Source organism: Indolivaga alginatilytica (assembly GCF_003201355.1).
GTDB classification, from domain to species: Bacteria; Bacteroidota; Bacteroidia; order Bacteroidales; family Dysgonomonadaceae; genus Dysgonomonas_A; species Dysgonomonas_A alginatilytica.
Map to the genome: position 1 here is coordinate 1 of NZ_QICL01000053.1, position 15,927 is coordinate 15,927.

8 protein-coding genes and 1 tRNA gene are annotated in these 15,927 nt (G+C 36.6%); 6 read left to right on the top strand and 3 right to left on the bottom strand.

Going from position 1 to position 15,927, the window contains the following annotated elements; all coding sequences use genetic code 11:
- Positions 1–730 precede the first annotated feature (730 nt).
- Positions 731–802: transfer RNA gene (locus tag CLV62_RS20965), tRNA-Arg, on the bottom strand.
- A 210-nt stretch (positions 803–1,012) separates the two neighbouring features.
- Between CLV62_RS20965 and ung the strand changes: the two genes are divergently transcribed.
- From ung to CLV62_RS20995, 6 genes are all read left to right on the top strand, one after another.
- Positions 1,013–1,675, top strand: a complete 663-nt coding sequence (ung, locus tag CLV62_RS20970) for a uracil-DNA glycosylase (protein WP_110312728.1) — start codon at positions 1,013–1,015, stop codon at positions 1,673–1,675.
- Between the two features lie 48 nt (positions 1,676–1,723).
- Entirely contained in the window at positions 1,724–4,327 is a 2,604-nt protein-coding gene (locus CLV62_RS20975; RefSeq protein WP_110312729.1) for a tetratricopeptide repeat protein, read from the top strand.
- Positions 4,328–4,645: 318 nt separating this feature from the next.
- Positions 4,646–6,451, top strand: a complete 1,806-nt coding sequence (locus tag CLV62_RS20980; RefSeq protein WP_110312730.1) for an HSP90 family protein — start codon at positions 4,646–4,648, stop codon at positions 6,449–6,451.
- Positions 6,452–6,628: 177 nt separating this feature from the next.
- Complete coding sequence (locus tag CLV62_RS20985) at positions 6,629–8,887, top strand: beta-N-acetylhexosaminidase (RefSeq protein WP_110312731.1); 2,259 nt, start codon at positions 6,629–6,631, stop codon at positions 8,885–8,887.
- A gap of 109 nt (positions 8,888–8,996) precedes the next feature.
- Positions 8,997–11,216 (top strand): DUF4838 domain-containing protein, encoded by a 2,220-nt coding sequence (locus CLV62_RS20990; RefSeq protein ID WP_110312732.1) that lies wholly within the window; start codon positions 8,997–8,999, stop codon positions 11,214–11,216.
- A 178-nt stretch (positions 11,217–11,394) separates the two neighbouring features.
- Positions 11,395–12,729, top strand: a complete 1,335-nt coding sequence (locus CLV62_RS20995; protein WP_110312733.1) for a rhamnogalacturonidase — start codon at positions 11,395–11,397, stop codon at positions 12,727–12,729.
- Between the two features lie 116 nt (positions 12,730–12,845).
- On the opposite strand, the gene CLV62_RS21000 is transcribed toward CLV62_RS20995, so the two are convergent.
- Positions 12,846–15,011: a polysaccharide lyase 8 family protein gene (locus CLV62_RS21000; protein WP_245904159.1), complete on the bottom strand. Its 2,166-nt coding sequence runs from the start codon at positions 15,009–15,011 to the stop codon at positions 12,846–12,848.
- A gap of 227 nt (positions 15,012–15,238) precedes the next feature.
- Entirely contained in the window at positions 15,239–15,430 is a 192-nt protein-coding gene (locus tag CLV62_RS21605) for a hypothetical protein (protein WP_146212816.1), read from the bottom strand.
- Between the last annotated feature and the right edge of the window lie 497 nt (positions 15,431–15,927).

Below are 15,927 nucleotides of genomic sequence, written 5' to 3' on the forward strand. Positions count from 1 at the left end.
AATCTTTTAATTGACTCCGATTGTTATTTTGTGTTTATTTGAAAATTAAAGGTTTGTTACGTGTGCTTTATTAGGTTTGTTTTAATAATAGATTACAGTCTTGAGTTTATGTTTTTATATTATTGCTAATTGAATTGCTAATTGACATACAAATTGTTAAATTAATGCAAAAATAAATTATTTATTTAAATATACCACCTGTCAATTAAGTTATTTTAGTTAATTTTATTTAATTTAAACATTTTCCAGTTGAAAGCAAACACGACAACTCGGTAAATTTAAAAGCGGCTCTCTCGAAACTGAGAGAACCGCTTTTTAGTAAATTGTCTTCTGGCTTATATCTGGTTCCATTTTCAAATCACTAATTATAAGATACTTAATTTCATTTTCAGGAAGAAGGCGCCTCATCCACTCCTTTTCCTCTTATTCAACTTCACAGCTAACTCATTCATATCTCTGCTCACCTTCAAATCCAACACCTTGACATAAATCGCAGTCATACGAATACTCCTATGTCCCAACATCTTCGAAACATTCTCGATCGGCACACCATTTGCCAAAGTAACAGTTGTCGAAGCTAAATTATTGGACTTTTTTATGGACCCCCAAGTCCCACGATTTAACCTTATGGAATATGCATTAAACTACCTTTTTTTATCGGAAGTATTAAAACAAAAACCCCTTATTTTCAATGAAAATAAGGGGTTTAATTCTTTTTTATTATTTAATGTGATCCCGGGGAGAATCGAACTCCCATCATAGGAACCGGAATCCTACGTTTTATCCATTAAACTACGGGACCATTATCCAATTCGTTTGCAAAAGTATAAAAATATTTAGAATTCATTTTATAATTTGTATGATTCTATCCTTTTAAAAGCATTTAATTATTTATAAAGATACTTTATTCCTCTTTATGTAATTTACAACAAGAAGAATTAGCTTTAAAAGCTTACTTTATATTTATTCTATTATTTATATCTTTGTCAAAGTCATCAAATATCACACAACTATGGATGTTAAGATTGAAGAGTCATGGAAAGCCCACTTGAAAGAAGAATTTGAAAAAGAGTATTTCATAAGAGTAACTAACTTTATCAGAAGTGAATATCAAACAAAACAGATATTCCCTCCCGCCAAGTTAATCTTTAATGCATTTGATCATACACCTTTCGATAAAGTAAAGGTCGTAATTTTAGGACAAGACCCATATCACAACGATGGACAGGCACATGGACTGTCGTTTTCGGTAAATGACGGCGTACAATTTCCACCTTCACTGATAAATATTTTCAAAGAGATAAATACAGATTTAGGGATACCCATTCCCAAGTCGGGTAATCTGACACGGTGGGCAGACCAAGGGGTATTACTCCTAAATGCGACTTTGACTGTACAAGCACATCAGGCAGGCTCTCATCAGAATAAAGGATGGGAAAACTTTACCGATGCAGCAATAAAAAAACTAGCTGACGAAAGAGAAAATATCGTTTTTCTTTTATGGGGATCATATGCTCAAAAGAAAGCAGCTTTTATTGATGGCAATAAACATCTTATATTGAAATCGGTACACCCATCTCCACTCTCTGCACACAGAGGTTTCTTTGGGAACAAGCATTTCAGCCAGATTAATGAATATCTGATATCAAAAGGGCAAACTCCTATTGAATGGTGAGATAATCGTCCACCTGATTTTAAATAACAAAAACTAAAAGGATATATTATGTTCGGATTCTTCAAAAGAAAAAATAAAAACAACGAAACTTCTAAAGAGCAATCAAGCGGGTCTCAAATTCCTGTTTCGACAAACTTAGAAAATCAATATAGCAGTCTTCTAAAAAAACATATAGAGGATCTTTCCACACTATCATCAATCGCTCAGCAATATATAAACAAAGACGATTATAATGATAAGCCGGAGTGGCTTGATGCTTTAGCGATTTGTGATGTTGCTTTACTAGAAAATAAAGTAGACGATACTATTAAAGAACTTTATCGACAAATATATACTCGTAACTGGAACAAGTATGTTTCGATGGAGTATAACGATACCGACTATAGATTCTGGTTCAACCTAAATAAAGACATCAACGATCGCTTTATAAATATAGGGCATACCAGAGGATATTGTGAACAATCTGATTTATACGGTTCGGCCAGACGGGGGTATCGTGATTTAACCAAGAAAATAGAATACCTCAAAGAAGGAGTAAAGGCGGAAGACCCTGCCTCTTTGGGCGATTATGGATATGGATTATATCTTGGTTTACCAGAATATGGTGATGAAAATAAAAAAGAAGGCAGAAGACTTGTAGAACGTTCTATCGAACTGGGATACGAATCGGCACAAATACTTTTATTATACATTGATTTTTATGACAAGGATCTGGATGATAGTGTGCTGTTGCAACGCATAAACGAACATATAGACAAGACTGAGCCTAACCACCGCAAACCTTATCATTTATTGGCAGATTATTATCTACGAAAAGAAAACAATCTGGACAAAGCTGTTGAGGCCATGAAAAAAGGAATTGCCGTAGGTGGTCATTATTGTGAGTATCTGCTTGGAATGAATTTCCTAAACGGGCGATTGGAAAATGCAGATAAAAATGAAGGCATACAACTATTAGAGAATGCATATAATTACCACGTAGTATATGCCGCTAATTTCTTGGGGCAATATTACAATTTTGGCAATGATGAAAACACATCTATAGAAAAATCAATAGAATGGCACGAAAAAGCTGCTCTATACTGTTATGGTGAATCTTCGTTCGAATTGGCTTGTATTTACCTATACAATGAGAAACTAAAAGATATTCCAAAAGGTTTAGCCTATTTGGAACAAGCTATTGAAGACGGAACTCCAAGAGCCTTGAGCGAAAAGGCATATTTAATACTGGAAACAGATATTTTACCAAAAGAGATAGAAGGAGCTAAGCTACTTCTTGAAAAAGCGATGGAAATGGGGAATGAATACGCCCCTTATCGTTTGGGATTAGGTTATCAGAATGCCGAATTTGTAGCAGAACCCGATTATAAGAAAGCTCTCGAATTATTCGAGCTCGGAGCTGAAAGAGGACACTTATACAGTATCGAATTATCCGGAAATTATTATCGTGTAGGAGTTGGTGGTGAAGATGAAGTAGCTGCCGAAAAAGCGGTTAAATATCTGACACAAGCAATTGAACTGGGATCAAATTATGGACGTGTAGAATTGGCTTTCTGTTACGAAACCGGTTTCGGAGTAGATCAGGACTATCAAAAAGCATTCGATCTATATCAGCAAGCAGCAGAAAATAACTATCCGTATGCTAACACAAAACTAGCTGTGTATTACGAAGATGGCGTATTGGGTGAAGAAAATACAGCAGAAGCATTTAAACACTATCAGATTGCAGCAGAAGCAGGTCTGCCCGATGCTCTCTATCATTTAGGACGTTATTACAAATATGCTGTAGGAATACCCGAAAATCCGGAAGAAGCTCTTAAACTATTCAATCAGGCAGCAGAAGCAGGTAGTGCGCCCGGACTTACTGAACTGGCATTAAGCTACGAACAAGAATACGGAGGCTTAGAGTTTGATGCTGCTAAGATTATAGAATATATGACGAAAGCCGCTGAGATGGGATATACCTATGCTCAATATAAACTTGCCTCGTATTACTATTATGGACTAATTGAAACCGATCTTGACAAAGCAATAGAATGGTACACCAAAGCATACGAACAAGGGTATCCGTATGCAGCACTTATGCTGGGCGAATACTACCTGTACAATATGGGAGGGGGAGAAACCCAATATGAAAAAGCATTTGAATATTTTAAATTTGCTGAAGAGCAAAACGTTATTTCGGAAGGACTAGGAGTTTGTTACGAATACGGACTGGGTGTTGAAGAAAACGAAACCGAAGCTTTCAAATATTACAGTTTGTCTGCCAACGAGAACTACACTGCCGCAAAATATCGTTTAGGGCTTTGCTATAAATATGGACGAGGTACAACAGAAAACCTGACTGATGCCTATCGCTGGTTATCTGATGCAGGACAAAACGGCAACTACAACGCTCAGTATGAAACAGCAATGATGCTCCTAAATGGCGAAGGTGTAAGTATGGATCAAAATCAGGCGATACAGATGTTGACCAAGATTGCGGAAGATGATCACGATTCAGCACAATTTGAGTTAGGTAATTGTTATCTGACAGGAAAAGGCGTTGCCGAGGATGAAGTGCAAGCTATGTATTGGTATCAAAAAGCGGCCGATAATGGAAACGAGCAGGCTCAGAAACTAACAGGAAAAAGAGAACGCCGCAAAAGATAAATTAAAGCTCCATGCTTTTCTGTTTATCTTATAAGTCGACAAAATAGATTGTTATAATTATTGTAAAACAATAGCGATAAATATTGCGTATTTCTTAATTAACAATTCAAATACAATCAAAATTGGGTATCATTGAAAAATGGTATCCAATTATTGTTTAAATTTGTAATGTACGATTGTAATCTTTAAGGTCACAGACCTTTTTTATTGCTTTGGCAGGCATAACAACCAAAGGCAGTTATACTGATAAAAATCACATTAAATATTTAACGCTACTTAAAGATCTTATTAGCCATAGATTACAACAAAAAATAAAAAATGGAAGAAAACAACGAAAATAAATACCTCTTTCAAGTAAATCTGAAAGGGATGATAGAGCTTCTATCAGAACACATATACAGTGCGCCAAACGTATTTGTAAGAGAACTTCTTCAAAACGGCATAGACGCAAACACGGCTCGAAAATCAATTGAAGAAAACCATAAAGGAATAATCAACGTTTATCTGAACAAAGTAGACGATACTCCTCAACTTATATTCGAAGATAACGGAATCGGCTTGACAGAAGAAGAAGTACATCAATTTCTATCGGTTATCGGGCAAAGCTCAAAACGTGGAGACTTCAACGAAAAAGACTTTATCGGAAAATTCGGTATCGGTATGTTATCGTGCCTTGTAGTGAGTCATGAGATTGTAGTAGAAACCCGTTCGCTGCTCAAAGACAAGTCGGTATGCTGGCGAGGAAAAGCCGATGGAACCTATACCGTAGAAGCCATTGATAATATAGAAAAAGCAGGAACCAGAGTTATATTATCTCCTAAAAAAGAATGGCTTCCTTTATTTGAAAAAGAAGAATTAAAGAAAAATATTCTGCAATTTGGCAATGCTTTACCTATTACTATTAATTTCATTACTGACGAAGGTACAGAAGTATTAGTAGATAAAGATCCCGTATGGCTGAATAAAGACAGCTCTAAAGAAGACTTGTTGGAATATGGAAGAAAAACATTCAACATCAATTTCTTGGATGCATTCTATTTACATTCAGACAAGGGACAAATTGATGGAGTTGCATACATTATGCCTTATAAAGTACAATTCTCAGGATCAAAACAGCATAAGATATACCTTAAACGAATGTATCTGTGCGAGCAGGCTAACAACTTGTTACCCGAATGGACATCTTTTGTAAAATGCATTATTAATACAAACGATTTACGCCCAACTGCATCTCGCGAATCTCTAATGGATGATGATGTAATGAAGGAAGCAAAAAAAGAGCTTAGCAACTGCTTCAAAGATTATCTGAAAGTATTAATGCTTAATGATGTAAAAAAACTAAGTGAGATAATAAGCATACATCATATCTTTATCAAAGCACTGGCGGTTGAAGATCGTGAATTATTGAAAATGTTTATAGACTATATTCCATTCGAAACGAATAAAGGTCATATGACATTCTTGTCTATTAAAACATACAATGACATAGTTTATTATACCCCATCGTTGGACGATTTTCGCCAAATACGCCGTATCGCAGGTTCACAAGGAAAGACTGTGATCAATGCTGCATATTCGTTTGAAGTAGATTTAATTCAAAAAATAAAAATCTCTTTCCCCGATATACGCTTGGAGAAAATCACCCCTCAAGATATATTAGATACTCTTTCGGATGTAGTAATATCTGATGACGAGAGATATCAACAATTCGAAAAACGAGCAAACGACTTGCTTAAAAACCAATACTGCAAAGCTCAGCTAAAGCAATTTGATCCGATAGATACTCCTGCTATATATGTAGCAAATGACGAAGCGATGAGCAATAAGAATATCCAGAATTTATCGAATTCGGGTAATCCATTTGCCGCTACATTGCACAACTTCATCAAGAAAGAGGATAATATGCCAACCCTGTGTTTCAACAAAGACAATGAGATTGTACAAAATCTAATTGCCATTGAAGACGAAACATTATTCAATTCCGTAGTACATATTATGTATGTACAAGCTCTTATGTTGGGAGGTTATCCCGTTAATAAAAAGGAAATGACTGTCTTTAATGATGCTCTTTATCAACTATTGATAATGGGTATGAGCAACTTTATCGGCAAATTTGATTTGTAAGGTCCCAGACTTATTTATTGCTGATGTTCTGAAAAATAATATAACAGTAAATCTGTTCGCGAAAGAACCTTTATTAAGAAACACCATAATCTCCACTTTAATATTGTAGAGTGGAGATTACATATATTACAACAAACACAATCTAATAACCAATCATTATACACAAAACAAAACCTTATGAGTAATACCAATCGACTATTTAGTACACTCTGTTTATTGCTTCTGGGATTTTCCTTTATCGGGAATGCTCAGAATAAAACCAACCCTATCCAGATTATACCTCAACCGAATGAGGTAGAAGTAGGTAAAGGTTCGTTTCAATGGAATAAAAAGACAACTATTCTAGTCACCAATGACAATGAGGAAATTAAGCAGCTTGCCGATTATTTGGCACAAGTATTAAGTAATATAACGCACACGAAAGTAGAGGTAAAGAAGGGGAATATTAATTCCTCCAATGCTTTGATTCTTAATTTAGGAAAAGGCGAAAACAAAGAATCGTACAAATTAGATATAGACAAGAACAAAATTGTTATTGAAGCTCCTCAACCCGCAGGAGTTTTCTACGGAATACAAAGTTTATTGCAGATGATTCCAATAGAAGGAGGACAATTTGCATTACAATCGGTTAAAATTTCCGATAGCCCTCGATTTGCATATAGAGGTATGCATCTTGATGTCTCAAGACATTTCTTCACTAAAGATGAAGTAAAGAAATACATTGACTTACTAGCCATGTACAAGTTCAATTACTTTCACTGGCACTTGACTGATGGTACTGGCTGGCGTATTGAAATAAAAAAATATCCACTACTGACTCAAAAAACAGCATTTCGCGCCCAAGCAACTTGGACGGAATTTGGTAAGGAAGGTAAAAAATTTGTAGACGAAGATACACCCAATGCTTATGGAGGATATTACACACAAGATGACGTAAGAGAAGTAGTAGCCTATGCTGCTTCTAAATTCATAACCACCATTCCTGAAATAGAAATGCCTGCACACTCGGAAGAAGTATTCGTTGCCTACCCTCAATTATCATGCTCGGGAGTACCTTATGTGGATAGCGATTTCTGTATAGGAAATGAAGATACTTTTTCTTTTTTAGAAAATGTTTTAGATGAAGTAATATCATTATTCCCGTCAAAGGAAATACACATAGGAGGAGACGAAGCAAGTAAAACAGCTTGGAAAACCTGCCCTAAATGTCAAAAAAGAATGGCTGATAATAACCTGAAAGATGTAGATGAATTGCAAAGTTATTTCATCAAACGAATATCAAATCATCTGACTGCTAGAGGACGCAATCTGGTTGGTTGGGATGAAATAATCGATGGAGGGTTAGCAGCTGACGCAACAGTCATGGTATGGAGAGGTAAATCGAAAGGAGATGTTGCAGCACAACATGGCAACCGTGTGATTATGACTCCCGGTAGCCATTGTTATTTTGATAGTTATCAAGGCAATCCTATGACCGAACCCGAAGCAATAGGCGGATACTTACCTTTACGAAAAGTGTACTCTTTTGAAGTTGTCTCCCCTACTGATTCTCTGGCACACCTTTATTGGGGTGGACAAGCAAATCTATGGGCTGAACATATCCCTACTTTCCAACATATAGAATACATGGCATTTCCTAGAGCGATAGCTTTAGCTGAAGCACTATGGTCGAAGCCTGAAAATAGAAGCTGGGACGATTTCAAATCTCGATTAGTACATCAATTTCCAAGACTTGACAAGCTGAATGTGAATTACTATAAACCTGCATTCGAGTTAGAAATGGTGGAAAAGGTAGATACTATACGGAAAACTGTTGAAATAAGATTCGAAAATGAGCAAAACAGTCCTCTTATCCGATACACTCTCGATGGAACAACTCCAACAAACGAATCTGCTATTTATACGGAACCTTTTACTGTTGACAGAATGGTTAATATAAATGCTGCTATTATGGTAAATGGACAGCCTCAGGAACCAACCTTCAAAAGGAAATCGGGTTACCATTCAGGTATAGGTAAAAAAGTAATCTATAATACTAAATGGGATTCGTATCCTGCGGGAGGAGAAACAGCCCTTATAGATGGCTATAGCGGAAGCTTCACCTATAGCGACGATCATTGGCAAGGCTTCACCTCAGATATGGATGTAACTGTGGATATGGGTAGTGTTGTAATATTAAACTCACTCAGTACTAATTTTATGCAACTCATTGGTCCCGGCGTATTCTTACCTCAATATGTGGAAGTATCCCTTTCTTCTGATGGTGTAAACTTCGAGAAAGCTTTCAGAATAGATAACGATCTGCCTAAAGATTACAGCCGATTATTTATAAGAGATTTCACAGGAAGTTTAGGTAATAAAGAAGCTCGCTATATCAGAGTTTTTGCCAAACATGCCGAAGGATTCTTATTTCTAGATGAGCTGATTATCAACTAAGGTCTCATACCTTTTTATTACCTTGGCAGATAAAACAACTATAGTTCATTATAACATTAAACATTTTACATTGTATAAACAATATATAAATCACCTAATATCTAATAGTATGAATCTGAAAAGTAAAGTTCTTCTGTTTTTTCTGAGCTTTATTCCTTTTGGTATTATGGCTCAATTACCCATTGTAAAAGACGGCAAGCCTCAAACACGTATTGTAGTTAATCAGGCAGATAGTACCGACTTACAAGCAGCCAATCTGATGCAAGATTTTGTAAAACGAATATCCGGTGCAGAGATATCTATTGTCTCGAGTAACTCTAAAATAAAAAAAGGAGATATTCTTATCGGTAGCTTTCAAGAGCCTATTAAAAGCTTTCATCGATCTGAACTAAAAGAAGACGGCTTCTTTCTATCAACACAAGACGGATATATACGTGTAATAGGAGAAGAAGGAAAAGGCACTATCTATGGAGTGGTAACCTTATTGGAGGATTATTTAGGAGTTCGTTATTATGCTGAGAATCTACCTATGTTTACGATCTCTAAAGACATAATGTTGCCCGAGACTATTAATAAAATAGATAACCCCTCTTTTCGGTATCGCCAGACACAAGCATATAGCATCAAAGATCCCATATATAAATTATGGCACAGACTGGAAGAACCCAAAGAGGTTTTCGCCGGAAATCTTTGGGTACATACATTCAATAGCATCTTACCTGCTGCTAAATACGGCAAATCTAATCCCGAATATTATGCTTTTATCAATGGAGAACGTCGCCCGGGAACAGCTAGTCAATGGTGTCTGACCAATCCCGAAGTACTTGAAATAGTTTCTGTCAAGATAGATTCTATTTTCAAAGCTAATCCTGATAAAAAGATTATCTCGGTCAGTCAAAATGATAGCCAGAATCATTGCCAATGCGATAACTGTAAGGCCATAGATGAAAGAGAAGGCAGCCCATCGGGCACTTTAATTTATTTCATGAATAAACTGGCAGAACGTTTCCCCGATAAAGAGTTTTCAACATTAGCTTATCTTTATTCGGTAGCACCGCCCAAGTATATAAAACCATTGCCCAATGTAAATATTATGCTTTGCGATATCGACTGTTATCGGGAAGTTACCCTTACGGAAAACCCATCGGGACAAACTTTTGTGAGAGATATGGAAGGATGGTCGAAAATCTCGAATAATATCTTCGTTTGGGATTATGGCATCAATTTCGATAATTATATTTCTCCATTTCCTAACTTTCATATATTAAAACCAAATATGAACCTCTTTAAAGAGAACAATGCAACTATGCACTTTTCTCAGATCGGAGGAGTTAAAGGCACTGACTTTTCGGAATTACGTTCTTATTTAGTAGCTAAACTTTTATGGAATACGGAAGCAGATACAGAAGCGATAATTAAATCTTTTCTGAATGATTATTACGGAGAAGCTGCTGCACCTTATCTATATCAATACATCAAGTTACGGGAAGGAGCATTAATAGGAAGTAATAAACCTCTTTGGATTTACGACACCCCTATCACTCATAAAAATGGGATGTTGAATACACCAATGATGAAAAGATATAAGATTCTTTTTGATGAAGCAGAAAAAGCGGTAGCAAATAGTCCTGAGTTTCTGAATAGAGTGAGAGAAGCCCGTCTGCCCATTCAATATGCAGAATTAGAGATAGCACGTACAGAACCTATTGAGAATGTAACAGAACTGAAAAGCAAGCTAAATGCATTCAGAAATACAGCAAAAGAGCTGAATGTAATCTACCTCAACGAACGTAATAATACAATTGAAGATTATTGCGATCTTTATGAACAACGTAACTTACCCAAAGAGAGAAAAAGTTTAGCTCACAATGCTAAAATAACATTTATCACTCCCCCATCTGCTCCATATGACAAGATCGGAGATACTGCTTTAACGGATGGATTATATGGTGGTGCAACCTACAACGAAAGTTGGGTTGGATGGATTAGCAAAGATGCCGAATTTATAATCGATCTCGGACAGGTAAAGGAGATAGAGACTGTTGAGTTTGACTTTCTTCATCAATTGGGCGCATGGATTTTATTACCTAAAAGCGTTACTTGCCAAACCTCTATAGACAACAAGGATTTTGTATTGATGGGACATAAAGATATTCCCGAAGATCGGGATACGGAAGTGAAATATGTAAATATACCCATACGATCGGATCAAAAGATAAAAGCACATTACATTAAAGTAAAAATAGAATCGATCGGGCTTTGTCCTCCGTGGCATTATGGAGTTGGCTTCCCTGCATGGTTCTTCTTGGATGAAGTATCGGTGTATTGAATCATCACAGAATTAAGACGCAAAAACCGAGGCATTTATAAAAATGTTTCGGTTTTTATTTATCAGATAGCATATACAACAGGACATTGATCATTTTCTGTAGTATTTTTCTCACAAAATGAAACAGTGCTACAAAAGTTAATTGATATGTTTGTAATACCAAAAATCAATATCGACTATGAGAAAAAATAATTCTATACTATTAGCATTTATACTTACACTTGTTTTTCAAGTGCATGCTGTCACACAAAAGCAAGATTTATTTCCCGATGGGACACCTATCCCCGATTGGTTTCGACAAATTGAAGAGACCAATATAAAAACATTGGGCAAAAGCTTCGTGATTACCGATTATGGAGTAATCAACGACAGCACCATTATACAAACAGAAAAAATACAAGCGGTCATTGACAAAGCATCTCAATCAGGAGGAGGGGTAATAGTTATTCCTCAAGGAACTTTCTTAAGCGGATCTCTTTTTTTTAAACCTGATACACATCTTCATTTAGTAGAGGGAGCAACTTTAAAAGGTAGCGATGACATCAGCAACTTTGCTATTGTTAACACCCGAATAGAAGGGCAAACACTGAAATATTTTGCCGCCCTTGTCAATGCCGATAAAGTTGACGGTTTTACAATCTCAGGTAAAGGTACTATCAATGGAAACGGGATGCGTTATTGGGAATCTTTCTGGTTGCGAAGAGAAGTGATTCCTAAGTGCACAAATATGGATGAGTTGCGTCCACGTTTAGTTTATATATCGAATAGTAAAGATGTGCAACTTTCGGGAGTGAGGTTGATAAACTCACCCTTCTGGACTACACATCTCTATAAATGTGAAAATGTAAAACTCCTGAATCTTTATATATATTCACCTTCCGAGCCTGTAAAAGCACCCAGTACAGATGCTGTCGATATAGATGTGTGTACAAACGTACTTATCAAGAATTGTTATATGTCTGTTAATGATGATGCAGTAGCTTTGAAAGGCGGCAAAGGCCCTCTAGCAGATAAAGACGAGAACAATGGGAGCAACCGAAATATAATTATTGAAGACTGTGTTTATGGATTTTGTCATGGTGCACTAACTCTTGGTAGCGAATCTATCCACAATCGAAACATAATACTCAGACGAACCCGTGTAGATAATGCTAAACGTTTGCTTTGGTTGAAAATGAGACCTGATACTCCTCAAAATTATGAGTATATTTTGGTTGAAGATATTACAGGAAATGCTTCTAATTTCTTATTTATTCAGCCTTGGACACAGTTTTTCGATCTGAAAGGGCAAACAGAGATCCCCCTATCCTATTCCAGTAATGTTACTATGCGCAATATTAATTTCAAATGTAGTGCTCTTTTCAATGTCAGCAACTCCGACCAATATCAATTGTCGGACTTTACATTTGAAAACCTGAATATTGAAGCAACAAAAAACTCCGTTATTCACACCGATTATATAAAAGGCTTCACGCTGAAAAATGTAATAATTAACGGCGAGAAAAAATATTAAACTTACATAATTAGCTGCATATTATGCCACTGCTATTTTATAAAATAAAAACCGTCGCTCTGGAAAGCGGCGGTTTTATGAATATCAGAAACTCTTATTTTATTTACACTTCCTTATTAAGGAATTTCCAAATCTACAGAAGTTCCACGCTTATCCCCTTGAGGGAGATTTACAATGTATTTTTTCTTATTGATTTCTATCTTCATAGACTCCAGTTGCTGAGTCGGGTCTGAGATCATTATTTTCAGTTTCTTTCCGGTCTGCTTAATAAGAAACAATCCTGTATCACTACTTTTGAGGTGAATATCTTTCGATATTTTTACATCCGCAGGAATATAGGAAGCTACAAATCCTATACTTTCTTTAACCAGCCATACTGCTTGTACTTCCTTCGTATTACGAATAATCCGGATATCTTCGACATTAAACTGCTTGACTTCCTCTTCCGATTTTGCAGGTAGAATTAAATATTGATATGAGCCACTCTTTGGATCAATACCATGATCGATCCATAAAGAAACAACTTCTTTAGTCTCTACCATATCTTTCGGATACATATTCATAATATCATTCCACTTACCACTGCGAGATTCAACCTGAGCTTTCCCTTTAGATGGTTCTAAAATAATATATCCTTTTTTTCCACTGAAAAAGCGCGTATCATTCTGCGGAAAAAACTCGGCAGAATTAATTTTCTCCCAAGCATTGTTCTGCAATTGAAGTAGGTCACCTTTTTTCACTTGTTGCTCTATCGATGTAGTCACTACACAGCCACTATCGGCCGAAATACCCGCCCCCAGACAAAGAACATAATCATCTGTAAATATCCATGCTTTACGAGCGGTAATACCATCACGGTAAAAATCCATAGCAGTCAATCCAAACTGTCCATCGTTCACATTACCTACAAAATTACTGCTATTGTGATAACCTGCCCATGAGAGTTCTTTCAAAGGTGTATTCGTATCATAACTCGTTATACCGGGTAGTTTCCGCCAATCCCAACAAGGATAAATATCCAGATATTCATCGCCATCCACATAGGTGTAAGTTGCTCCGTCTGCCAGATAATAACCTTTGAGATTGTCACCGTTTCCTGCCTCAGCACCTATTACCCTATCCGATGACATTTTAACGGATGCCATCCACAAAGGGCGACGCTGCACAGTCATATCCGACATCCAGAAATGATACAATCCCGTCAAAGAAGTAGGCTGATCTCTGGTCTCAAAGTTATCGATGATTAATTCTTTATAGCGATTTTCATTTACTTTATCTACTTCGGATAACATCACCGACGAAAACCCTACGCTAAATGCTTTGTGAATCTGTGATTTTCTAAAGAACTGGCGTCCTAAGGCATTAACATCCATATACCCTTTCCAAAGGATGCGTCTGTATCCATCGTTAATCAAATAACTTAGAATATTCAATTGAGACTGATCAAAGGCTATAGAAGTTCCACCAAACATCTGAGCCCAGAAACTTATGCTTGAAATATAAGCAGCTCCGTAATTACCAAACTGTTGCTGTGCCCCATGTTGATGAAAGCTATTATCAGACTTTATTCCCTCATTGTCTCCTATCTTGATTTCGGATGCAATTGTATCTCTGGCTGACTTCACGAGACTAAGATCATTTTCCAGCAAGCCTCTTACTAATACATTCCCAGCAAGCCAAACTTTATTTTGCCCTGTCATTCTAAATTTAGCTTCACTCATTACAACCAAAGCGTCTTGCTTTTCCTGAGGAGTCAATTTAGCTTCGAACAATATCAAAGCACCGCCCAAAGTTTTGGGTACACCAATCTGGTTGTGCCACCAATTGGGGCTTACCGGCTTCTTATCAGTCCAATATTTTAGTGATTTGTGAATGGCTTCCTCTACTTCTTTTGATTCAAAATATCCTGAAGAGGGAAGTCTATATGCTTTCGCTAAAATAAGTATACGTTCGACATGTGTCTTTGGCGCCCATCCTGAACGATTCTGGCTTTCATAATCGACGTCTTTCCACGAACCGTCCGATTGCAGGTTACTCAATAATCGGGAAATATCATCAGGAGCGATACGGTATCGATCCATCAATTCGACAACCATCTGATCCGAAACTGCCGATTCTTTGGGAAATGCAATCAATCTATTGACCAGTTGCTGCTCTCTCTCATTTTCGGATAAAAGCAAGCCGATATAGTTTTGCTTAATAGTTTCAATCTCATTTGTTTGAGAATAAACAGGTATAACGATCAGCAAAAACAGTAAAACTCCGGATAAGGTCTTTTTCACAATAGTATAGGTTTAATAGGTTAAGGATTACTCAAATCTCTCTAAGTTACGAAAATATGAAAAATTTAAAGAATTCATAGTATTTTTAGGGTAAACGCATCAAAATTAAGTTCGAAGAACTATTTATTACTTGGGTAAGTATTATAGCGAAAGACAGCCTTTTTTACTGACGCACCTCTATCGAGGTTTGTCTTTCATTTTGCCTTGATGCAAAACGAAACAAAAGATCAAGACTGTGCCTTTTGCCCGACCCGATAGGTGCTCCGAAAGCGAAAACAAAAAAATACTTTCGACTTTGATTTCTTTTTGTTTTTTACGCTTTCTTCCCACATCGGGTACCCCGTGCAACCGCCAATGTCGAAAGCCTGACGGGCGTAAGCAAAGCCGACGTTTACTTCGGGGGTGAGGAATCCGTTCAACGAAGCAGTCGGTAAGAATAAAATGTAAAGAGTCCGACAGGACGGCTTATTTTATTCCGACAGCAAGTTGCTAACGGATCACCACCGTAGTGGTCGGCAAAGACTTTTTGGTTCCTTTTGCGGCTTTGGGCAAAAGGAACACAAGCAATCTTTGATTGCGCGTAGGATAAATAACTTAAATGAGCACAAAGAAATTTTACGGGCAGATCGGAGCCTGCTTCTACAACCAAATAAGTCATTAGTTTTTAATGATCAATATCAATAAGCAGAATTATTTTATCTATTAATATAATGACAGTAAACAGAATGTATAGGGGCATTGTATAGCACAATAAATAAAAACAAACGAAAAAAGTAACACCAACAGGGAGAAATAAGACAGCGAAAAAAGTGTCACTTTTGCTCAGTACATGACAAAAAAAGAGCAATAAATCAGGTAATTTATTGATAATAAGTGATTTTTCATTTTGAAAAGACCTTGATTTTACGTATCTTAG